The organism is Cupriavidus laharis (assembly GCF_914271435.1).
GTDB lineage: Bacteria > Pseudomonadota > Gammaproteobacteria > Burkholderiales > Burkholderiaceae > Cupriavidus > Cupriavidus laharis.
Genome location: NZ_CAJZAI010000012.1, coordinates 1 through 21,269, shown reverse-complemented (window position 1 = coordinate 21,269; position 21,269 = coordinate 1). Strand labels below are relative to the sequence as shown.

The 21,269-nt window shown below is 62.0% G+C and carries 18 protein-coding genes; 8 read left to right on the top strand and 10 right to left on the bottom strand.

Annotated elements, in window-relative coordinates; genetic code table 11:
* From LDO29_RS20930 to LDO29_RS20915, 4 genes are all read left to right on the top strand, one after another.
* Complete coding sequence (locus LDO29_RS20930) at nt 1-618, top strand: DUF4400 domain-containing protein (RefSeq protein WP_224081660.1); 618 nt, start codon at nt 1-3, stop codon at nt 616-618.
* 79 nt (nt 619-697) lie between these two features.
* On the top strand, nt 698-1,570 hold the full coding sequence (locus LDO29_RS20925; protein WP_224081659.1) for an ATPase: 873 nt from the start codon (nt 698-700) through the stop codon (nt 1,568-1,570).
* Nucleotides 1,571-1,573: 3 nt separating this feature from the next.
* Nucleotides 1,574-1,825, top strand: a complete 252-nt coding sequence (locus tag LDO29_RS20920) for a hypothetical protein (protein ID WP_224081658.1) — start codon at nt 1,574-1,576, stop codon at nt 1,823-1,825.
* Complete coding sequence (locus LDO29_RS20915) at nt 1,815-3,518, top strand: ATP-dependent helicase (protein ID WP_224081657.1); 1,704 nt, start codon at nt 1,815-1,817, stop codon at nt 3,516-3,518. Before LDO29_RS20920 ends, LDO29_RS20915 begins: the two co-directional genes overlap by 11 nt.
* A 196-nt stretch (nt 3,519-3,714) precedes the next feature.
* On the opposite strand, the gene LDO29_RS20910 is transcribed toward LDO29_RS20915, so the two are convergent.
* The 5 genes from LDO29_RS20910 to LDO29_RS20885 form a co-directional block, all read right to left on the bottom strand.
* The gene (locus tag LDO29_RS20910) at nt 3,715-3,966 is read right to left on the bottom strand and encodes a hypothetical protein (RefSeq protein ID WP_224081656.1); all 252 of its coding nucleotides are present in this window, start codon (nt 3,964-3,966) and stop codon (nt 3,715-3,717) included.
* Between the two features lie 209 nt (nt 3,967-4,175).
* Nucleotides 4,176-5,774, bottom strand: coding sequence for an IS66 family transposase (tnpC, locus tag LDO29_RS20900; RefSeq protein ID WP_224081655.1), 1,599 nt, complete (start codon nt 5,772-5,774; stop codon nt 4,176-4,178).
* Between the two features lie 70 nt (nt 5,775-5,844).
* The gene (gene tnpB / locus LDO29_RS20895; RefSeq protein ID WP_224081654.1) at nt 5,845-6,183 is read right to left on the bottom strand and encodes an IS66 family insertion sequence element accessory protein TnpB; all 339 of its coding nucleotides are present in this window, start codon (nt 6,181-6,183) and stop codon (nt 5,845-5,847) included.
* Complete coding sequence (gene tnpA, locus LDO29_RS20890) at nt 6,180-6,575, bottom strand: IS66-like element accessory protein TnpA (protein ID WP_224081653.1); 396 nt, start codon at nt 6,573-6,575, stop codon at nt 6,180-6,182. Before tnpA ends, tnpB begins: the two co-directional genes overlap by 4 nt.
* A gap of 240 nt (nt 6,576-6,815) precedes the next feature.
* Entirely contained in the window at nt 6,816-8,213 is a 1,398-nt protein-coding gene (locus LDO29_RS20885; RefSeq protein WP_224081652.1) for a replication initiation protein, read from the bottom strand.
* A 1,291-nt stretch (nt 8,214-9,504) separates the two neighbouring features.
* Between LDO29_RS20885 and LDO29_RS20880 the strand changes: the two genes are divergently transcribed.
* Both LDO29_RS20880 and LDO29_RS20875 read left to right on the top strand, forming a co-directional pair.
* Nucleotides 9,505-10,716 carry a ParA family protein gene (locus LDO29_RS20880; RefSeq protein WP_224081651.1) on the top strand — a complete coding sequence of 404 codons (1,212 nt, stop codon included), beginning with the start codon at nt 9,505-9,507 and terminating at the stop codon, nt 10,714-10,716.
* Nucleotides 10,713-11,684 carry a ParB/RepB/Spo0J family partition protein gene (locus tag LDO29_RS20875; protein WP_224081650.1) on the top strand — a complete coding sequence of 324 codons (972 nt, stop codon included), beginning with the start codon at nt 10,713-10,715 and terminating at the stop codon, nt 11,682-11,684. The genes LDO29_RS20880 and LDO29_RS20875 overlap by 4 nt, the downstream gene beginning before the upstream one ends.
* Before the next feature lie 1,042 nt (nt 11,685-12,726).
* On the opposite strand, the gene LDO29_RS20870 is transcribed toward LDO29_RS20875, so the two are convergent.
* Both LDO29_RS20870 and LDO29_RS20865 read right to left on the bottom strand, forming a co-directional pair.
* Nucleotides 12,727-13,896, bottom strand: coding sequence for a tyrosine-type recombinase/integrase (locus LDO29_RS20870; RefSeq protein ID WP_224081649.1), 1,170 nt, complete (start codon nt 13,894-13,896; stop codon nt 12,727-12,729).
* Nucleotides 13,897-14,915: 1,019 nt separating this feature from the next.
* On the bottom strand, nt 14,916-15,257 hold the full coding sequence (locus LDO29_RS20865; protein ID WP_396022703.1) for a phage integrase family protein: 342 nt from the start codon (nt 15,255-15,257) through the stop codon (nt 14,916-14,918).
* Nucleotides 15,258-15,771: 514 nt separating this feature from the next.
* On the opposite strand from LDO29_RS20865, the gene LDO29_RS20860 reads away from it, so the two are divergent.
* A complete protein-coding gene (locus LDO29_RS20860) occupies nt 15,772-16,026 on the top strand; it encodes an AbrB/MazE/SpoVT family DNA-binding domain-containing protein (RefSeq protein WP_151073121.1) in 255 nt (84 codons plus the stop codon).
* On the top strand, nt 16,026-16,388 hold the full coding sequence (locus LDO29_RS20855; protein ID WP_224081648.1) for a type II toxin-antitoxin system PemK/MazF family toxin: 363 nt from the start codon (nt 16,026-16,028) through the stop codon (nt 16,386-16,388). Before LDO29_RS20860 ends, LDO29_RS20855 begins: the two co-directional genes overlap by 1 nt.
* 171 nt (nt 16,389-16,559) lie before the next feature.
* Here the strand turns inward: LDO29_RS20855 and LDO29_RS20850 are convergent, their stop codons facing one another.
* The 3 genes from LDO29_RS20850 to LDO29_RS20840 form a co-directional block, all read right to left on the bottom strand.
* Complete coding sequence (locus tag LDO29_RS20850) at nt 16,560-18,239, bottom strand: TniQ family protein (RefSeq protein ID WP_224081647.1); 1,680 nt, start codon at nt 18,237-18,239, stop codon at nt 16,560-16,562.
* Nucleotides 18,239-19,207 carry an ATP-binding protein gene (locus tag LDO29_RS20845; protein WP_224081646.1) on the bottom strand — a complete coding sequence of 323 codons (969 nt, stop codon included), beginning with the start codon at nt 19,205-19,207 and terminating at the stop codon, nt 18,239-18,241. Before LDO29_RS20845 ends, LDO29_RS20850 begins: the two co-directional genes overlap by 1 nt.
* A gap of 62 nt (nt 19,208-19,269) precedes the next feature.
* On the bottom strand, nt 19,270-21,269 hold a 2,000-nt coding region (locus LDO29_RS20840), incomplete at its 5' end, for an integrase core domain-containing protein (RefSeq protein WP_224081645.1).

Genomic DNA, 21,269 nt, shown 5'->3' with positions numbered 1-21,269 from the left:
ATGTCCAACAGTCGTTTCGTTTCGCACATGCGGTTGTGGCTGGTCGTCACGCCAGTACTGATGGCTACGCTCGTGCCCCTCCTGCCGGAAAGCGCGCGGTTCGAAGTTGACGCCGCCGAACAGGCGTCTGTCGAATCAGTCTTTGGGGAAGATCGAGCAATTGCGCTAGCCGATCGCGCCAATCAGCGCTTTCGCGAGTGGTTTGTCGACTCGGGCTTGATCCGACGCTCCTTTGCTGGTTCCAACAACCAGTCGGTGGTCGGCGACGGTGGCTCGGCCGGCTTTGCCGCGGGATGGATGCAGCGCTTCTGGATGGAGCTGTATCGGGCTGTGTATCGGGCCACGATTGCTGGCAACTGGGGATGGGGCGCGGTGATCTTTGCGGGGGTCATGCTCAACGACGGCGCGGTCCAGCGGCGCATCCGGGCAGCCGCCGCCGGCGTCGCAAGCCCCGTTGGCTTTCACCTGGCCGCGCATGGCCTCCTCGCGGCGATGGGCCTCAGTGCCGTGGCAATGCTTCTGCCGTTGTCGCTGCCGGCATGGGTATGGACGCTTGCCGTCGCCGGCGTAGGCGGCCTGTCCTGGCGCCTCGCAGCGTCGTTTCACGTGAACCGATAGCCGTACTCATCTGCTCTACCTCACTTTCATACATTCAACGCGGATCGCCCATTTTGGGGGTCCTTTCAGGAGAAACAGCATGACCACCATCACCGACACCGCCGTTGTGACGCAGCAGGACGATCCTCTGCTCGCCGCCGAGGCCGACACTCTGGCTCACGTCACTACCGCAGACGCTGCTGACGCCGCAACGGGCACGACCGATGGCGCTGACGATGGTTCGCTCGAGCGCGAGCTGCTGGAGATGGACGCCGCAGCCGACACTCTGCGTAAAGAAGGCCTGATCACTTCTGCGGAAGCAGAGCAAAAGAAGGCCGAGGTCGCCAACACGCGCAAGCGCTTTCGCGACCTGAAGCCGGAGGACCGCGCCGCAATCATTCGTCGCCGCCGTGAGATCGGCAGCCAGATCCTGACGCGGCAACTTGCCGGCGCGGCCGTCGTGCCCGTCGCCATCAAGCTCAATCACACGCGTCTGCGCCCGCTGTTCGAACAGTGGTGGCCGTTCATGAACCGCATGAGCATCAACCTGCAGCGCTTCGGGAGCAGCACGTTTGCCAAGGGTGAGCTGGCAACGCTGGAAGACTACTTCGAGCGCACGCTGTCCAGGCTGGAGGACTATGTCGACGAGCAGTTGCGAGTCGCCGAGGCACTGCGCACGCAACGGGAGGCGGAGATGCGTGCGAAAAACGATATCGTGTTTGAGCCGACCGTCACCCTGCCTTCGTTGAACCTGACGGTGGAAGCTTACTCGCGCTTTTCGATGCGGGTGTTGGGCCTCCTCGCTAAGTTCGACCGCGCCATGGACCAGTTCGACTTTATGGTCTGGAACGGCATTCGCGACCAGTCCGACATCAACGACGAAGTCGCGCGATTCCTGCGCACCTTCCATCCCCTCGGCCTGCGCAGCTACATGACTCACCTGAAGCTGATGACGACGGTTCGCGGCGTCTGAGTGATGCCTGACCGCCCTTCGCCCCGATGGGCGGCAAATTTCTTCAATACCTACTGCTCCAGCATGAGCCTTGTGAACGCTACCGTGGAATTCCAGACCGATGTCGCATCTTTCGGCGAAGGCTTGGTCATTTCCCACGATGATGAGTCCGGCACGCTTGTGATCCGCGACGACGAGGGGATCCACTGGCGCGGCGCGGAGGATCATATCGTTGTGATCCTTTACCCCGACGAACAGGTGGCTCATGCTGGATGAACTGAATCCGGCGCAGCGCGAAGTGGTGGAGCTGCGGCGGCATTGCGTCGCGGTGGCCTGTCCGGGCGCCGGCAAGACCAAGACCATTGCCACCAAGGCGGCAATGCTCCTCGGCGAGCCCGATGCAACGGTTGGCGCGGTGACGTTCAGCAAGGACGCTGCGGTTGAGCTGCGCGAACGCATCCTGGCCCTCGCCGGCCCGGGCGCCAAGAAGCGATTGCTCGCGGGTACGTTTCACTCACTCGCGTACAGACAGTTGGGCGGAGGCGGCGAGAGCGCGCCTGACATCGCGACCGATGGCGACCGCACAGGCCTGCTCATCCAGGTTCTCGCGGACACAGGGCTGGATTGGAAGGTGGAAGACGCCATTGCAGCCATCGAGGCCATCAAGACGAACTTCGGGCAGGTCGAGGCGGATACGCCTGATGCGCTGTTGTATCAGTGCTATCAGGACGCACTGGAACGAAACGGGAAGATCGACTTTCAGGACATGTTGCGCCTCGCGGTCGACGGCATGCAACGCGGCACCATCGCGCCCTACCCGCTAACTTACTTGCTGGTTGACGAGTTCCAGGACACCGATCCACTGCAGTACCAGTGGATCGCGTTGCACGCCCAGGCCGGCTCAATCGTGACTGTAGTCGGTGACGACGATCAGAGCATCTACGGCTTCCGCTCGGCGCTGGGCTTCCGCGGCATGGAATCATTCATCCGCCAGTTCGAGGCGCAGCCAGTGGTGCTGGGAAACAATTACCGGTGTCACGCCGAGATACTTGGCGCGGCCGACAGGATCATCCGCCACAACCGGGACCGGATTCCCAAGGAGTTGGTTGCGCACAAGGGACCGGGCGGCGAGGTGCTGTTCCAGCGCTATCCGGATGAGTACGCCGAGGCGGTGGCCGCCATGGAGTACCTTGCGCCGGCGCTTCGGGAAGGCCAGTCCACTGCAGTACTCGCGCGGACGAACCGGATTCTCGATCCCTTGGAAGCCGTCTGCCGATCGCACGGCATCAAGTATTACCGGGCGTCCGGCAAGTCGATTCTGAGCCGGCCCGAGGCAGCGTTGATGTGCAACCTGCTTGAACTGGTGCAGAAGACCAGGACGGCCGGGGTCGACGCCCTGCTCTCCTTTGCCCGGATCGGTACGCAGGAACTCAAACTCCTTCACCGCAAGGGTCGCGTGAGTACGGACCAACGCCCGAAGAAGGAGTTGCTCGAAATGGGCCTGTCTGAGAATTCCGCCGACCGGTACCGCGAGCTGATGAAGCGGCTTGGGGAATGGCGGTCCCTCTGCGACCGGCAATTCTATTCGCTTGTACTGGAGGGCGTCCGGGAGTGGATGATCCAGCACACTGATGTAGACCAGGCCAAGCGGGCAATCACTACGACGTACGACGTGCTCACACGCCTGAATGGCCCGTTCTCCGAGCGCCTGGACTTTCTTCGTCGCGACAACAATGAGCCCGCGCCGGATGCGCTCATTCTCACCACTATGCATAGCTCCAAGGGGCTCGAATGGGATCGCGTATGGATCATTCGCGCTGAAGAAACGGTGGTGCCGGATGAGAAGAGCACCGAGTCGGAAGAGCGTCGGCTGTTCTATGTAGCAGTGACACGCGCCCGCACACAGTTGCGAATCAGCACGGCAAAGAAGAATCCGACTTCACGTTTCGTCCTTGAGGCACAGCTGTGATGGTTGACGTATCCGTTGACATCCTCCCCTCTGGCTGCAACGCGGTGTCCCCCGCGCCAATATGTTGATCTCTATCCACCGTCCTCCAGTGTGGTTCGAGCATCCGCCCCGCACCAGGGGCGTTTTGCTTAAGCGTGCGGCCGGGACGCGAGCCAGGCCTGCGCCTCGCCTTCCGCATCGCGGTAAGCGATGGCTCTCAGAAGGCCGCCCAGGCCTCGGAGGGGCGCGCGCTGTCGGCACGGGCGACCCACTCGGCGCGCTCCAACTCGGTGAGCGCGTTGAACCATGCCATGCCCGCCTGCGGGTCGGCGTCCGGATCGGCGGGAAAGATCCCGCCGCCCACCTCCACACCGTCCTGCAGCAGGCGCAGGCGGAAGCCGCCGCCCGACTCCGCCAGGCGGGGCGCGATTTCGTAACCGTAAAGCGGGGTCGTGGTTGGGTTCGGCATGATCACCGAGCGGCGTCGAAAGGGTTGAACAGCGGGACGTCGAAGTCTGCGAAATTGCTGGCATTACGCGTCACAACGGTGAGCTGGTGCTCCTGGGCCGTCGCCGCAATCATCGCGTCCTAATACAGGGTGTCAGAGCGTCGATGCATCGTAAGCGTCTCGCCGTCCCACCTTTCCGGTTGGGAACGGTTGTGAGAGAGCAGACGTGCTCAGCGTGCGGGACGCCAGTTGTGGGGAAGCAGCTCGTCGATGCGGCTGTTCAGGTGGGTGGGCAGGCGGGTCAACACGTCATTGAGGTAAGCCCACGGATCGTGTCCTTGAAGCTTGGCTGATTGCACCAGGCTCATCACGACCGCGGCGCGCTGACCGGCCAGTTCGCTGCCCGCAAATAACCATGCCTTGCGTCCCAGGGCCCATGGACGGATCAAGTTTTCCAGGCTGTTGTTGTCCACACTGACCTCCCCATCGAGGAGGTGCTGCGTCAGCGCCGGCCAGTTCTTGAGGCTGTAGTCGAGCGCCTTGGCTGTGATGCTGCCGTCAGGCACACGTGACCGCTCCAGTTGCAGCCAGGCATGCAGTTGCTCCCACAGTGGCTTGGTGTCGCTGTGCCTTCTGGCCAGACGTTGCTCGCTGCTCAGGGTGGCGAGCTCTCGCTCAAGACGGTAGATCTGCGCAATGCGACGCAGTGCCTCTGGCGCGACCGTGCTGCTGCCCTGGTTCCGTAGCAGTTCGTCGTACCGACGCCGGGCATGAGCAAGGCATCCCGCGGCTTTGCGACCGGGGTAGGCTTGCAACACGCTGTCATAGGCAGCGTATTCGTCGCGCACCAGGGTACCTTGCCAACATCGCTCGTTGCCGTCTTCGCTGGTACCTCCCAGGAAGGCAATCGGGTACTGCGCCGATCGACCGGTACAGAAGTCGTAGATCACGCCAGGCAGTGGATCGAAGGCGCCGCGCGAATAGGCCCAGACGTACGCTCGCTTGGTCTTGCCGGCTCCCGGGTCGAGCATTGCCACTGGCGTCTCGTCGGCGTGCAGAACCCTTGCTGCAAGTACGAAGCGCTTGTGCGCTTCATAGAGCGGTTCCAGCGCCGCACCAGCACGCCCGGACCAGGCAGCCAATGTTGAGCGCGGCGTGTGTACGCCCGAGCGGGCGTTGATCGTCTCCTGCCGGTAGTACGGCAGATGGTCGACGAAGCGGCTGATAAGCGTGTGTGCGACCAAACCGGCTGCTGGTAGGCCACCGTCGATGATTTGCGGTTCAACAGGCTCTTGCACCAGGCGTTGGCAGCATCGGCAGGCCCACTTCCCATAGATGTGGCGGTGCACGAAGAACTCCGCCGGCACGATATCTAGCCTCTCGCTGACGTCCTCACCCACGCGTACCATGGTCCGTCCACAGCCCGGTGTTGGGCAGTGAGTATCTTCGGGTTCGTGGTGATGCTCGACTCGGCGCAGATGGGCCGGCAGTGGCTGGCGACGGGGCTTGCGCTTGGACCTGATGTTGTCTTCTACAGAGGGCTCGCCCTTGGCCTGCTGCAACTGCGCTTGCAGACTGGCCTCGTCCTCCGCCAAGGTCTCCTCGAACAGGCGGCGCTGCTCGGCGCTCATCGCCTCGGTCTTGGCCCCGAACTTCCAGGCCTTGAGTCGCGCCAGCTCGAAGGTGATCTTCTCGATCTTGACGTCCTTGAGCTTGATCTCGCGTTCCTGCTGCTGGATGTGTGCGAGCATCTGCTGCGCCAGTGCCAGGACGTCCTCGGGCGCGAGGTCCTGAAGGCCTTGGTCTTGTAGTTGGCGCAGGTTCAGCATGGAACCATCGTGCCAGCCGCCGGGCACTACCACCATCCGGATTTATGCTGTCAACGCGCCGTGATCATCCTCATATCCGCGTAATGGCGCGCAGGTCCTCCAGGCGCTGCCAAGGCAGGCCGAGGACCAGGGCGTCGAACTGCGCCTGCGTCAGTTGTGCGCCGGTGGCGCCGGCCTGTACCGCAGGCCAGACAAAGCGTCCCTGGTTGAGTCGGCGCGCCGCGCACCACACGCCAAAGCCGTCATGTATCAATAGCTTGATGCGGGTGTGGCGGGCGTTCGCAAATAGGTAGGCGTGATGAGACTGGGCTGCGCCGAAGACCTGCACCACGCGCGCCAGCAGCCGCTCGGTGCCGGCACGCATGTCGATGGGCTCGACGGCCAACCACAGCGCGTCGATGCGGATCATCGCAGCCAGTCCCGAAGCAGTTGAGCACATTGCTGTGCCGCTGACAGAGGCCAGTGCACAACCAGCGTGCCGCCTGGGCGCTGGATCTCGATGCGGATGGCGTCGGGTGCTGCCGGAGCTGGCGTCTCGCATGGCACCGCCTCGGCTGGCTGCATGGTTGGTGTCAAAGGCTGAACATGCAGTGGAATAAACGCACGGCCCTCGGGCTGCGTTGCCCGCGTCTGGCGTTCACGTTCCTCTCTGACCCATCTGTGCACCATGTTCGGGTGCAGCCCATGGCTGAGCGCCACGCCGGCCACCGAAGCCCCACGCTGGCGAGCTTGCTCCAGTACCGTCGCCTTGAACTCGGCGCTGTACTCTCTGCGGCGCGGCCGCTCGATAGTTGTCGACACTCGATCCATCGTCCCCACGATCCTCCATCGTGGGGACGATGCAGGATCCCGTGGATCGATTCAAGACGGAAGAACTGGACGCTTACGATGCATCAGGCGCGCACACCGGCGCGATCGCACGCCCGACATGTCCTGTTCGTTTTTTCGGGCGGCACTGCGAGAAGCCGAGCGCCACTCGTACGATCGGTAAACAAGCAGGAACGAGTCTTTCTCCAATCGGCAAGATAGGAATTACGGCCTCTATACGCGCGATGATGTCAATCGCCCAAACACAAATTGACCCAGATACCATGCCAACTCCGAACTTGCCCGAATCACGTCCTCGGACACGGACGACGGCTCCAGCTTCATCCGCTTCAACACAAGCTTGCCCTCGCGAGAAGCCAGCCATGCGCGGATAAACTCCTGTCGCACTTTGGTGTCCGATGCATCGAAGTGCTCGCGTCCTTGCCGCGACGCGTCATTCATGCGAGCGCGAGTCTCTTCATCGCGCGAGGCGACGCTCCGCTCGACGCTCGTCTTGACTGAAATCTTCGCGGCTTCCTTCTTTTCTTCCTCGACGAGCAGCTTGGTCTGGACCTGAACCATCGTCCGTTCGGCCTCTGACATGCGCCAGTTGTCGCGCAAAGCCTTCATCAAATAGCCTGCCGGACTCTTCTTTATCTGACCGCGATTCAGTTTGAACCGCGTGTACTCAATTGCCTGCAGGATACGGTCATCGTTCCATGTCTCGCGGTTCTCCGATATCTCGCCGAACTGCCGGGTTGACAGATTGAACTCTTCCTTCAGGATCTTATAGATCTGGCTAGCATCGGACAAGCTTGCCATGACGGCGTCGGCCGTGTCCTTACGTTTGAGGATAAAGCGAATCCGGTCGACCTTCTTCGAAGAAGTCGACTCGGTTTTGGTCTCATAGGTGAGCTCGATATCCGAGATCTCGTTGATCTCACGAACTGCCGGCTCCAGCCAATCGCGCTTGAAGTATTTAAAGATGGTCGCGTTCGCGCCCATCTTTCCGGGCCAGGTCCGCATCTCTTCGAGCTTGATCCAGTCTGTACGGCCATTGGGCACGCTTGGCAGGACCTTGTCGTAGATAGCACGCGCGAGGCTACGAGTAAAAGCCGTCGAGATGCGAAGGCTGAGCCAGTGAGATTTGCGTGGGTCTCGAATATGCGGGATCAAGCTGTGATGCACATCGAAACGGACACGACCGCGGTGCATCGCCACCATGCCGATCAACTGGACCTGGACCCAGATATCGTTCTCATCCGGCTCACGGTCTGACGGTGTATTGGTGACCCGGACCTTGGCATTCTGCGCTTCGTCTGCGATGGTGCGCAGGTGCTTCAGGTTACGGCTGTCATAGCGCATCAACCACTTGAAGTAGTTCAGCTCGACATCGTATTGGTCTAAAACCTCTGGTTCTTGTGCCACGATGAAGTAAGCGGCATCCAGGAACCGTCGTGCCGCCAACCCCATGTTGACAATTTCGGTAAAGAAATTGTTGCGCTGATAGCCGATTTCCCGGTTTGCTTCATTGATGGGCAGCCCCAGGTCAAACATGTCTTCGAACAATGCCAGCGCCATTTGGCGAGGTGTCGTTCTCGCTTTGACCTCCACTGGATTGTCCATCTCCATACTCGTCTTCTCGCTCACCTTGTTCCCGGGCGACTCTAGCATGTGATGGTGAGGTCCTGTCAACACAACAAACCTCACCTTCGCGGGGGTCTGTCGCCTGTCGGCTCAGTTCGAGGTGACGCGCACAACGAACCTCACCTGATGCACAACCAACCTCACCAATATCTGTTATGCGCGGGTTCCAACCATGGCCTCGCTTGGTAAAACCGAGTTGTCCACAGTTCCGCACAATACATCTCACCTTCGGGGTGTTTGCACAATGATCCTCACCTTGCCGCGAAATAGACTTCACCTGCGCAACACAGTAAACCGCACCTTAGCAGCACAGAGAACCTCACCAATGACACAGCTAACCTCACCTTTGAAGGGTTAAGCCATTGATTGACAAGGATTTTGTGACGCTTCGTTGGTTGGGTAGGTTGTTTACTTCAAAAAACATCCAACCAACACGGCGCTTGGCAGCACGAAGCGATCAGCTCGCATCGACCCATGAATCTCAACACAGAGCGTACCCATTTCTGCGTTCCCATGGTCGTGATTTCTTCCGGGACCGCGCCGGAACCTAGGGATAGGATCCCTGGTGTCGATCACCGGCCGACTTGGTGCCAGCGCGGTGCTCAACCGTATGGTGAGGTCCTTTGTGCGTGTAGTGAAGGTGAGGTTTTTTGTGCTGGCTATTACCGTCTCCGGCAACGGTATTCGTAGCTCAAAGTAAATGAGGTTAATTGTGCTCCGGCGGGCAGGAGCTCTCTACAGCACTCTTGTGCTGCAAGCCTCGTCAATGCAACGTGACGAGCCTCGAGCAGCAGCACAAAGAACCTCACCATCTCCGCTTTTGATTCGTGGCTTTCTTGTATGTGTCGTTTAAAGGTGAGGTTGATTGTGCCGGAGCTCTTACCAGAGGCCTTTTCGTCAGCACACCAAGCCTGCGATCACCTTGTACGGGATGGGGACGAAGGTGAGGTTCATTGTGCTAGAGATCGCCACGCTCACTTCTTCAGTTACGCCAAACCGCACAAATGACCTCACCTTGGCTGTGGCCAATCGCGGATGAACCGTTTGAAGGTGAGGTCATTTGTGCCACCTTTGGGTTCTGTTCATAAGTCGAGGAATGCCGCAAAGGCCTCTCGAAAGCCATCATATGCAACCCACGACCTCCCGCTGCTGCCCAAAATTTAGGCAAAGTCGTTGTTTTCAAAGAAATTTTGTTTAGAAAACAGCGATTTATGAGCCGTTGCTCAAGCGTTTCCTGTATTCTGAGGTTTATCGAGTTATCTGGATAAACCTCAGAATGGTGAAAACGAGCCAACTTCCAGCAGTCGACCGAACTGTACCGCTAGAGCAGATATCCCAGTTCGCCGAAAAGGTCACGATTTTTACAGACGAACTTCGCGAGACGATTCTCGCACCGCGGCCGCGAAAAACGGCACCGATTTTCAAGACTGGGGAGATTGCAGACCTATGCAACATCTCACACTCACAAGTTCAGTACCTCGCGACCAAGGGAGACGGCGAACTGCCACCCGGAAAGGCGGCCGGTACGGGGCGCACCCGAACCTTCACGCTTGAGGAGGCGCGCATCTGGGTTCAGAAGGTCTCGGACATTTACCAGACGCCGTTGGTCACAGGCACGCGAGAGCCCGAAGGAAAAATCATTATTACCGCCCAGCTCAAGGGCGGCTCGGCAAAGACGACCACGACTATGTGCCTGGCTCAGGGGCTGACATTACGTGGTCGAAAAGTTTTGGTTGTCGACCTGGATCCTCAAGCCTCGCTCTCGGAACTGTGTGGCTTGTATGCCGAGAAGGATGTCACGCCGGAAGACACAGTCTTGCCATATATCTACGACCAGCAGATCGAGGGGGGACTGCAGGGAAGCATTCAGTCAACCTATTGGGATGGCCTTGATCTGATACCGGCGCACACCGAACTGATTGGGGCAGAGTTCCATCTGCCCGCGATGCAGAAAATCAAGCCTGGCTTTCGCTTCTGGACGGTGCTGAGGGAAGGGTTGGAGCCATTGCGCAAGCAATATGACTATATCCTCATGGATACGTCTCCCTCCCTTTCCTACATGAACCTGAACGCCTTGCTTGCGGCAGACGCGATGGTCATGCCGATGGTTCCCGAGAACCTCGACTTCATCAGCTCGCTGTCTTTCTGGCGTTTGTTTTCAGACGTCTCCAAAAGCTTCATCAAATATGAAGCCGACAAGAAATACGACTTCGTCTCGTTGCTGCTCTCGAAGGTCGATTATGGGCGTACCTCGTCGGCGCCCATTGTGCGTGCTTGGGCGCAGAGCGCTTATGAGAAGTGGCTGCATTCGATCGAAGTGCCGGCGAGTTCGGTGATGAGCACGGGGGCGCTGGCATTCTCGACGGTGTTCGACGTGAGTAGCACGCATAGCGCGGCCAAATCGCTGCAGCGCGTGCGTCAGCCGATCATGGACTATTGCCGGTGGTTGGATGAGATCTACGCAGAGAAATGGAGGAGCGCGCAATGAGCAATATGCGAGAACAGCTGCTGGCTAAGACAGCGGGCATCCGTAAGACCTCTGCGATTCAGCAGGACGAAGTCAAGCGTAGCGAGCGAACCCAGACGGCGCCTGGCCTTACCGGGGCGCTCGCCGTTGCGCAACTCCGTGTCCAGGAGTTGGAGGCAGCCGGCGTCGCGTCGCAACTCGCTATCGCTGAGATCGTGCCGAATCCATGGCAGCCCCGGCGAGTGTTTAATGAAGCCAAGCTGTCGGAGCTTGCTGAGTCGATTCGCGAAGTAGGACTCATGCAGCCGATCGTGGTACGCCGCACTGAATCCGGCTACCAAATTGTGGCAGGTGAGCGCCGGTGGCGCGCCCACAAAATGCTTGGGCTCGATACCGTCAAGGCCGTCGTCGTGGAATGTTCTGATGCGGATATGGCGGTGCTCGCCATGGTCGAGAATATTAGCCGCGACGACCTTTCTGACTATGAAATCGCGCTCTCTGTCCGGCGCATGGAGAAGGAATTTCCGTCCCGCGTGCGACTTGCGGAGGCGCTTGGCCTGTCCAAGAGCGGTCTTTATCGATTCCTTAGCTTCACGCAATTGCCGGATTTCGTGTTGCAGGATCTCGACCTTCAACCGCGGCTTCTTGGCGGAAGCGCGGCCGAGGCCATTGTCACGACGATTCGGAAATATGGTGAAGCTGGCAAAGATGCTGCGAAAGAGATCTGGCCGCTTGTAGCATCGGGAAAGATGGAGCAAGGGAAAGCCGCTGCCGCGATCAAAGCACTCGCCACCCGGCGCGCATCGGCGCCAAGTTCCGCGAGCGAGCGAAGTATTGATAAGTTCTTTTCCGGCAGGGAACAGGCTGGTTCCATTACGAAGGACGTCAATGGCTTCACGGTGAAGATAAGAGCTGGGGTTCTGTCAGAGGCCTTGGAGACGCAAATCCGACAGATCATCAGCGAATCGTTCCACCACCAGCCCAAGTAGGTACACTTAGGATTAACCACGCCCGCTTCGAGCGGGCTTTTTTTTTTGCCGAACGCTCAGCAAAGGCGATGGGGTCCGACCTTCCCAAGTTGCGAGGTGCCGGCGCGGCTCGCCAACCTTCCCAAGTTGGGACAGTGCTGGCGGGGGTCGCCGACCTTCCCCAGTTGGGACGGTGCTGGCGCGGGTCGCCGACCTTCCCAAGTTGGGACAGTGCCTGGCGCGGATCGCTGACCTTCCCAAGTTGGGACAGTGCCCGACGCGGGTCGCTGACCTTCCCAAGTTGGGACGGTGCCTGGCGCGGGTCGCCGACCTTCCCAAGTTGCGACAGTGCCCGACGCGGGTCGCCGACCTTCCCAAGTTGCGACAGTGCCTGGCGCGGGTCGCTGACCTTCCCAAGTTGGGACGGTGCCGACGCGGGTCGCTGACCTTCCCAAGTTGGGACGGTGCCCGACGCGGGTCGCTGACCTTCCCAAGTTGGGACGGTGCCCGACGCGGGTCGCCGACCTTCCCAAGTTGGGACGGTGCCTGGCGCAGATCGCCGACCTATCGAGGGGGGCGCTGCGCGGTGTGGCTCCTCGACGTTGGGGATGCTGCCAGTCGCGGTTCGCGAACCGTTCTCAATTTGGGGCGATCCTGCGTAGGGCTCGATGACCTTCCCAACTTGTGACGGTGCCAAGTGTGGGTGCGCCGGCCATCCGAGCTGCGCGCTCATAGTCGTTTGGCTCACCAACCTTCCCGCGTTGACCGATGCCGATTATTGAGATCGATGCTCGCGTCGCGGGGGAGCCCCAAAGTAGCGGTTCGAACGTTTAGTGCTATCACCAGCCTGTCAACGGTCCGGCAAGCGCGGACGGACACTGGCCGCACGACCGCATGCGCGATGCCAGGTCAGCCTGACGTGGAACCGACCGAAGGGATTGTTTGCTCACCGGACTGAACCAACGTGGCTTCCTCGCTCCTGGCTCGCTTCAGTCTTTCACGGCCATCTCAGGTGAGCGAGGCACGCGGTGTGAGGGCGCTGGAATGGTGGTCGTCCGGCGAGCTAGATGGCACCTGTAAATTTTCCGGCCAGCGAATGCGCTACGTCTTCCAGCGCTTCGTGGGTGTACCGCCGCGTGGTGTTGATGTCGCGGTGTCGCAAGGCGCGTTGCACGTCGGTTAATGGCACACCGGCGCGTAATAGATGCGTAGCGTGCGTATGCCGCAGCCAGTGCGTCGACGCGGCTCGCAGCCTCGCCGCCTCTTCACTACGGTGCGCCCGCTCCAGACGGTCAGCTGCCTCCGCAAATGCTGCGCGCACGATGGCATAGATTCCCTGGCGTGTACGCAGCGGCCGGCTCAGCAGTTGCTGGAGCTCTGACGAATCAGCCGGCGGCGCGGCGCGTTGGCGCCCACTGGCGATCGTGGGGATGACCGCTGCGCTATCGGGGGCTCCGGGCGTGGGCGGCAGGCCTACCAAGCGGCGAAAACGTGCCAGTTCGCCCATCGCGTTGTCGCAGGGCACCCACTGATCGTTGCCTCCCTTGGCTTGCCGGATACGCACGGCCCAGAACGGGCGGGACCGGCCAGGATGCCGTTCGAAGTCTGCCCAAGTCAGCGCGGCCACTTCGGAGGCGCGCAGCCCCGTCTGGAACAGCAACGCAAGAAGCAGGCGGTCGCGCGCCTTGTGTAGTTGCGCCCAGTACGTCGGCGCCGGACGTACCTCTATCGCTTCGAACACTGCCGTGACCTGCTCCAGTTCGAGGAACCGCCGCTGCGAGCCGGGCCCCCCGTCAGCGCGCACTCGCGGAACCGAGGCAAACGGATTGACCCGCAGCGCCCCAACCCCTACCAGCCAGTTGAACAGTCCGCCCACGATGACTGCGCTCTGGCGTCGCGAGGCTTCGGAAAGCGGGCCTCGCAGCGGCCGCCACGCCGTGCTCCCGCGGCGAGCTCGGCAGTAACTAACCGCGTCCGCGGGCGGGTCACGAAGGAAGGCCAGGTAGTTACTCGCATGGGAAACCTGCCAGGTGCCAATAGGCCGGCCAATCGCGCGTGCATACCAAAGCAGGCGCGCCGCCTCGAGCTCGTACTGACTGCGCGTGCTGGCGCACAGGCCAAGCCCCGCGGCGGATTTCGCATCAAGCCATGTGCGTACCAGCCCATCGTCGGAGAGGTCGCCAGGTAACACCGGGCTAGACAACGAATTCGGCGAAAGGGGAGCGGTATCCATTGGGGGCAGGGGCAGTGGCAGTCTGCGCAATGTGTTGGCTACGGTGAAGCCAGTCGGCTAGCGTGGCACGGGGCCAGACCTGTGCCGGCCCCATTGCGGCCCGCCATTATATCCCTTGCACTTCTACTTACCATTATTCGGATAATGGTAAGCCAAGTGACGAGCAACGGCGCGTTCTAGGAGCTCTCCAGCCATGGATTGTGGTCATAGACTCCTATGAGCGGCTTGCGTTGTATGGATCCGCGGGAGGAACGCTTGCGGCTCTGGCGCTTCGCGTAACGCTAAGCTCAATTGGTGCTGTCGTCCCGGCGCCGGTCACTCAGGCCCGCGTGGCGCGGGGGCGAAGCTGGCTGGGCGTGAACCCTTTCGATGGGACTGCGCGCTGCTCGCAGAAGCGCCGCCACAAACTACGCAGCAACTTATCCAAGCCGGTGGAAGAGTACCCCGCCGCTATGCCCGCAAGCCGCTTGTTGCGCCCCCGCGTGGTAGCAGGCTGTACCGCGGGGGCCACCAGTGCCGCCTGTGCCTGCGGCATCATGCTTGGCCAGCCACGGTCGGCCCTATGCGCCTGCAAGGCCTGTCGGGCGGCTGTGTCAAGGGCCGCCAGTTGCTGCCGCCAACCCGGATGTCGCAGTAAGGTGCCATCAGAACTCGACTGCAGGCTGGCGCAGCGCAGCGCGGCCAGCTCGCAGCGCTGGTCACGAGCCGTATGGCAGCCCGCCCAGCCCGATGCCGCGGGCTCTGGCGCGCCTCCCCAAGCCAAACCAAGAAACCCTCCACTTAGGGTAGGGCGGACGGCGCGAGCTGCGCCTTGGGCGCAGCGGCGGCGGCTCGCCTCGGGACGAGCGGGGCGCTCGCCAGATGCCCGGCCCTGACCATTGCGCGTAACAGCGCCCGAACCACCCGTAGGGCGGCCGCCAGCGAACTGGCCCTCAGAGGGCCTTCGAATGGGCGCCAGTGCATCCTGTCGCGCGCCCCGCTCGGTCCGCACCAGAACGCCGCCGGCTGAGGATCCGTGATCACAACAGCAGCCGCTCGGTCTTGCGCCGATAGCTGTTGCGGGTACGGGGCCTCCGATCCTGCAGCCAGGCGCGTACGAATGCCAGATCGGCGGCAAGTGCTGGCCCTCCCGCGGTATTTGGGGCCTGCGCCAGCATATGCTCGAGCGATACCGGGTACGGCACAAGCGCGTCGCGGCGGGGGGCCGGCAGCGCATAGGCCTTGACCGCCGCGGCGCCCATGGCGGGTCGCTGGCGCATCAGCCAGTGCGTGATGACCTCGGCCGACTGCGCGCCAATGCGTGGCACCGTGCGCCACCAGCTGCTGCCGCGCCGGTTAGCTAATGACGTCAGGTCCTCAATCCCGGCCGCATGCCTTGCCGCATAGCACGGACTACCGCAAATTCGGTGCGGGTTAGTTTGGTGACGGCATTGAGGCTAGGATCCTGAGCCATGGGAGGAGCTAAGTGCTTGAACTATAACAATATTCAGCACGCTCCATCTGAAGTAGGGCTGAAATGCTGCCTAAAGCGCAATGTAAATTATTTTTTTGTGCCGGTGGCTACGCCCTATCCCCGGGGCCCTATGCCAAGCTCATGACCACGCCTGCCACTGATCCGAGTGAGGCAGCCCCAGCGGGCCGGTTCGCTTCTTCTGCCTCTGCGATCAAGATGACGTATCGCCGCGGACGCTGCGCCGCGCGAGACAGGCCTCGGGCGCTACGACAGAAGGGGACCAGCGTCGCTTGCAGCATCGATCGCCCGGCATGCGTCGCCGGGCGTGCTGTATGTGCGGTTCGAGTTAGCACGTCTATACGCGTTGAAACTTCCAGCACTTATGTTTAGACTTGTATCAACGTTCTTGGAAGGCTTTGATCATGCGAAAAAGTGCAACACTGACGATCCAAAAGTGGGGGAACAGCTTGGCAGTCCGGATTCCGACCGCGGTGGCTCGCTCGGCCCATTTCGCTGAGGGTCAGGAAGTCGAGGTCTCGGTCGATGAGATTGGTGTCACGGTGCGGCCCGTTGGCCGTCGTGCCCTCACGCTTGCGGAGAAGTTGGCTCTGTTTGACCCCGTCAAGCACGGGGGGGAAGCCATGGCCACGCAGCGGGTCGGCGCGGAGGCTATCTGATGGTGTGCAAGGTATGGGTGCCCGAGCGACGCGACATCATTTGGATCGACTGCAATCCGCAAGCCGGCCGTGAGATGAAGGATATGCATCCGATGCTTGTCCTTTCACCGCGGCCGTTCAATGAGCGGACCAGTATCGTGATTGGCTTGCCGATGACTACGGCCGCCTACAACGATACGAACCCGTTTGCGATCAAGTTTCAGGGCCCGAAGGGGAAGGACAGCTACGTTCTAGCGCATCAACCCAAATCGTTTGACTGGCGCGCCCGCAATGCAAAGGCTCACCCGTGGAAGCAGGCGCCCTTGGAGGTCTTTTCTGCCGCCTGCGAGCAATTGAACCAGATTATTGCGATCGCCGAATGACCTCCAGTGCTTGGGCGAAATTCAAGCCTGATAATACGCGTTATCAGGCTTGATAGAAAAGCGCTCTTCAGCGCACTTCTGTGCGCGCTGCCGCTCACACACCTGAAGTTGTCACCGCTTGCACCTGAAATTGTAGCTGCGGACGGCCATGATGCATTCGCGCAGAACACGTCAAATCGGGCGATAGCGGAGGAGGGCGGACCGTAATCCCATGATAGCTGCTCGGGGCGATTCGCCCACGGCCTGAATTCGCCCATCGCACAGGCGCGCGACAAACGCGCCGCCGCCTTCCCGGTAAATCCAGAACCTCACGCCGCTCTCTGGCTCGCCGAGCAGACGCCGCCTGCGGATATCGGCATTGGCGGGGGCGAGGGCGGCCGCGACCGTCCAGCCGCTCTCTGCCGAGTACGTCAGCCCCGATCCTTGAGCTTGCCATTGCGCCACAATGGCCCGCCGGCGGCGGTGGCGGTGCCGCATGGCGCGATAGCAGCGTGCTGCCTTGCCGGGGCGGAAGATGGGCCCCCACGCCTCGCCGCCGGCAATGACCGTCTCGACCAGGCAGGTCGCGTGAGCGCGCCTGGCACTCCACCATGGGCGCAGCGGGCCGGTCGCGATCTCGCCGGCGTCCGGACAATGCAAGCGCCCACCTTCCAGCGTGGCGCGGACGCGCCGCTCCGCCAGCGTCCAAAGCTGCAGCAACGGGCTCGCCGCCGCATGATAGGCGAGCCATGTGCGATCCGGGGTCCCGGAAAAGGCCCGGTTCGGCGTATGGATGGACGCGTGCAGCATCACCTGCTCGCTCAAGTCGCCGAACACCCCAGCCGGTGGCGCCCGATAGGGCCAACGGCGCAGATCGACATTCGGTTCGACACTGCGCGCCCACAGGCACTCTGTCAGAACGAGCGTTGCCTGTGGGTGATGCGCCGCGGTCGCGGCGGCTACGGCAGCATGCGGATACCTGAAGATCCTGGCGAGCCAGGTCGCGGTGCGGGGTACCACATGGCGTCGAAAATGGCGTGCCATCGCTCGGTAGACCATCAACGCCGGCGCATCCGGCCAGTAGGATGACGCCTGTGCCGTCAAACCGAGGTCCGGTGGCGGTCGCCGACAGCAGCAGTTTCTGCGCGAGCCCGTGTCCGGCCGGCGCACGAGCCGCAGCGTGTCCCGGGAAGGCAGGGACAAAAGGCCCGGTGGAAGCGCCTGCCCCATCGCCTCACTCAACGCCATGATCTCCTCCGGTTCCAGGCGTTGGGTCCAATAGCGCTGGCCGGCGACGGCCTCCGAGTGCGCGAGTTGCGTGAGCGCGTCGAGCCACGCGACCAACGCATCCATGGCCAGCATGTCCGCCGGCACCAGGCGAGGCCGGCGGCACAGCTCGGGGGTAAAAAAGCGCAGCCGATCACAGGGGCAGCTGCCGGGCGGGCCGTCAGGGTCCGACAATGTCATTGGCAACGCGCGGCCGCAGTGACACTCGGCACGCAGTGGCACTGCGTGGATCGGGCAGTCCTTCAGCCAGCGCAGCGCAAACAAGTCAGAGTGATAGCCTGCCGCCAGGCAGAGGGGACAGACTCTGGCGTGAGCGCCGAAGAGGGCGGGCCGCAGGCAGGCCGGCGCCTCATCCAGCGTGGACCATCGAAATTTCTCCGATGGTTCGCCCAGTAACGCTGCGAGTCGCGCTCGATCAATCCCGTAGGCGGGCCGGTGCCGGCCGTCGTGATCCCGGATCGCCGCCATGCGGGCAAGCTGGTGTGGCCAAAGCCCATTGAGTTCGCAGGCGCGGTGCAGCGTGTGGCTCAAGGACGCATAGGGCAGGACGCTGTCGCGATGCCACGTTAAACGCGGTGGTTCCATCACGTCTGCATCGCGCTGCGATCATTGCGTCGTCGCGCCGCGGTGGCCGACACCATTGCCATCAACATGCGATGGCCGCCTGCCTCGACCACCTGTCGCCACGCATTCAGTGAGGTCGCCTGCTCCACGTCCGCGCCCGCGGCCAGGCACAGCAGCACGTGGCGGCAAGCATGGGTCACCGTCTTCATCGGAAAATTAATTGGCCCCGCGTAACGCACCGGTAGGCAATCGGTCATGGCACGCATCAGGGCAGTCGCACTATCGGCGAGCCGAAAACCCTGTGCCCACGCCATTGGCGCCAAGCTTGCCGTGAACGACAGGCCAGAGCCTGCCGGCCACTCGCTGCCGCTGTCATAGCCTGCCATCACGTAAGCGAGTTCCTGCTCGCTACGAATCCCCTCGAATGGTTTGGTGGCGAGCATGAAGCGGGCTGCGACATGCGCACCGCCGGACAGCGCCATGGTGATGGCTTCGTCAAAGAACTGCAGCGAGGCCACCGAGATCACGCACAGTCGGATGCGCTGCTGATCGAGCTGACTGTGCAGTCCGACGAGCCACAACCATTCCCGCTGCGACATGCCCTGAGCTTCATCGATGACGAGGACCAGAAAGCGCCCGCCACCTTGACTGGCCAGCTCGATCCAGCGTTCCAGCAACATGTGGTGCCGCGCCAATGGGCTTCTGACCGCTGTTGCCAGCGCATGGGAACTCGCCTGCAGCAACTCCGCATAAAACCGGCCGACCGACTGCGCACCGCCCGAGTCGGTGTGGCTCCAGACCACCATCGGCACAAAGCCGCCGCAGCGCTCCGACAGCAATCTCTGCAGCCAGTGGTTGACACCACTGGACTTGCCGAAACGCGAGGGGCCATAGATTGTCGCGCCGTCGACCTGGTCATCGATCCAGCCGGCCACCGCGTCCACCATTTCCTGAATCGCGATGGTGTAAAGGGAATAGTCTCGCGTCACGACCGGATGGTCTCGGGGTACGTGGGCAGGGACCAGGGGAGCTGGGGGGCAGTACGTCGCGTTCACCATAGCTGTGCCTTGCGCATGGGGGGAAGACATCGGGGCGTCGCGGGTCCGGCCGGCTCCGCCTTGGCAGCCGCTTCGCTGGGCAAGGCCTGGCGTGCCAGGGCCACCATGGATTCGCCTTCGACCAGCTCGGCGTACTGCTGCAGGATCCGGCGGGCTTCCAGGTACGCCGGGTGCGGCGGCAGCCGCCCGTCAGGGGAGCTTTCGGCATACTGCAACAAGGCTTCGACCGCATCGCACTCGCGCGACAGGAACAACAGCCGCCGCTGTTCAAGGCCGCGAATGGCCTGCCTGATGTACAGGGAATGCGGGGTGCGGTGCCAGGGCGGTGCGGCCCGAACGACGCCGAGAAAATGGCCGGCCTGCGTCGACACCGTGGCGAAACGGGCATCGTCTTCATTTTCAATCGCCAGCCATAGCTTCTTGCCGAGCAGATCCCCGCGGAGGCACAGCCATTCTGCGGAATACCGGGCGTTGGCGAAGTGGAAATGCGGTCGTCGACCGGTATCGTTGCCGCCCAGCAGCGTACAGAGCTTGCGCACGCCTACCATCTTGCTGACGGCAATCGGGTCAACCGTGGGCAACGGCACATCCTCCTGATCGGCCAACAACTCAAGCTGATCCAGCGGAGTGCGATAGCCGAGGCCGGAATGTGGTGTGGCATTGTAGTTAGCGATCAGCGTGTCCAGCAGCTCCTGTGCATACTCGAGCTGGAAATGGGTGTCCTTCGCTTTCTGCTCCGGGTCGGTGCCCCGTTTCTGATCCGGTGAGCTTCCGGTGGTGGTCGCCAGGCGATGAAAACCACCGGCCGCCAGGCAACGGAAGAAGGCCTCGATGTAGGGACGGTCGTCCTTGCTGCGCCGGCAGCTGAAGCTGCCAGGATCCTGAGGCTTCACCAGCCGTGCGCCCACGATGTCGCGTAAGGCAACTTCGACCCGCTGGCAAATGTTTGCCAGAGCGCCGTCCACGCTGAATTCTTGCCAGCAAGCCCCGACGAACCGTGGCGAGCGGTACGAAGGCAGGCCGGCGCCCTTGGCATAGGCTTTGTCGCTGAACAGGATGTCGCGCGGCGCCCATGGCGTCAACGCGCAGCGTACGGCGCGCAAGACATCCTCGGCACTACACTCACGTCGCAAGGACAAGCTGTAGCCGAGAATGGCGCGCGAGGCGACTTCGATCAGCACGACCACCCAAAGGCGGTGGATGACCCGCGGCTCGTAGCCGCCGTGCGGTGACGGCACGAGCACCACCATCCGCGCGTCGAGCTTGTGCGCATCGCATTCCACGCGCTCGAACAACCGCAACGCTGGACGGCGTGTCCCGTCGCCGGTGCGGGTCTTTCGCTCCGCTTCCGGGCCGCCAAGCAATGCGCTGCGCGTCCGTAGCGGTGCGGTCGCAATGACCGCATCCATGTAATGGCAGATGGCCTTGTAGCCTTGCTTCGTGACATTGAAGGGCCATTCGCCGCGCTGCTCGAAGCCTCGTTCGCGCAGCGCGGTCAGAAACCAGCGGTACAGCACGGCCCGCGGTCGTCGGGACGATTCGAGTGTTTTGCGGCTCCCGAGGATCTGCTGGCGAAACTCCGCTTCCAAGCCTTGGCCAGCGGCGCTTTGGAACAAGGCTTGAAGTGCCCCGGCGGCTCCGCCGCCCCAGGGATTCACGACAAGCGGCGCAGTACGGGTGTAAGGATGGATGCGCTGGTACGGTAGCAATCCGCGCCAGCCATAGATACGACCGTCCGGATGCGGCGCCAGGCAACGTTCGGTCAGCAGGCGGTACACCTGGCCACGGCTGATGCCCGCCTTCTCGCGAATATGCTTGCCATCGGCACCATTCAAATAGAGCCGAACCGCGCTGACGCGGGCAAGAAAGGTCACGCGCTGAGTGTTACGTCCCGCGCTATTTGAGGGCCGACGTCCCGGGCTAATCGAGGTGGAACGACAGCGTTTGTCTCGCGCTGCGATGGGAATGAACATGACCGCGCAGAGCGCGAGAT

What these genes read in the sequence shown, in the direction of transcription:
- LDO29_RS20910 (WP_224081656.1), bottom strand. Translation starts at nt 3,966, where the DNA reads ATGCCGAACCCAACCACGACCCCGCTTTACGGTTACGAAATCGCGCCC.
- LDO29_RS20875 (WP_224081650.1), top strand. Translation starts at nt 10,713, where the DNA reads ATGAGCAATATGCGAGAACAGCTGCTGGCTAAGACAGCGGGCATCCGT.
- LDO29_RS20930 (WP_224081660.1), top strand. Translation starts at nt 1, where the DNA reads ATGTCCAACAGTCGTTTCGTTTCGCACATGCGGTTGTGGCTGGTCGTC.
- LDO29_RS20915 (WP_224081657.1), top strand. Translation starts at nt 1,815, where the DNA reads ATGCTGGATGAACTGAATCCGGCGCAGCGCGAAGTGGTGGAGCTGCGG.
- LDO29_RS20885 (WP_224081652.1), bottom strand. Translation starts at nt 8,213, where the DNA reads ATGGAGATGGACAATCCAGTGGAGGTCAAAGCGAGAACGACACCTCGC.
- LDO29_RS20855 (WP_224081648.1), top strand. Translation starts at nt 16,026, where the DNA reads ATGGTGTGCAAGGTATGGGTGCCCGAGCGACGCGACATCATTTGGATC.
- LDO29_RS20880 (WP_224081651.1), top strand. Translation starts at nt 9,505, where the DNA reads ATGGTGAAAACGAGCCAACTTCCAGCAGTCGACCGAACTGTACCGCTA.
- LDO29_RS20850 (WP_224081647.1), bottom strand. Translation starts at nt 18,239, where the DNA reads ATGGAACCACCGCGTTTAACGTGGCATCGCGACAGCGTCCTGCCCTAT.
- LDO29_RS20870 (WP_224081649.1), bottom strand. Translation starts at nt 13,896, where the DNA reads ATGGATACCGCTCCCCTTTCGCCGAATTCGTTGTCTAGCCCGGTGTTA.
- LDO29_RS20920 (WP_224081658.1), top strand. Translation starts at nt 1,574, where the DNA reads ATGCCTGACCGCCCTTCGCCCCGATGGGCGGCAAATTTCTTCAATACC.
- tnpC (WP_224081655.1), bottom strand. Translation starts at nt 5,774, where the DNA reads ATGCTGAACCTGCGCCAACTACAAGACCAAGGCCTTCAGGACCTCGCG.
- tnpB (WP_224081654.1), bottom strand. Translation starts at nt 6,183, where the DNA reads ATGATCCGCATCGACGCGCTGTGGTTGGCCGTCGAGCCCATCGACATG.
- LDO29_RS20860 (WP_151073121.1), top strand. Translation starts at nt 15,772, where the DNA reads ATGCGAAAAAGTGCAACACTGACGATCCAAAAGTGGGGGAACAGCTTG.
- LDO29_RS20925 (WP_224081659.1), top strand. Translation starts at nt 698, where the DNA reads ATGACCACCATCACCGACACCGCCGTTGTGACGCAGCAGGACGATCCT.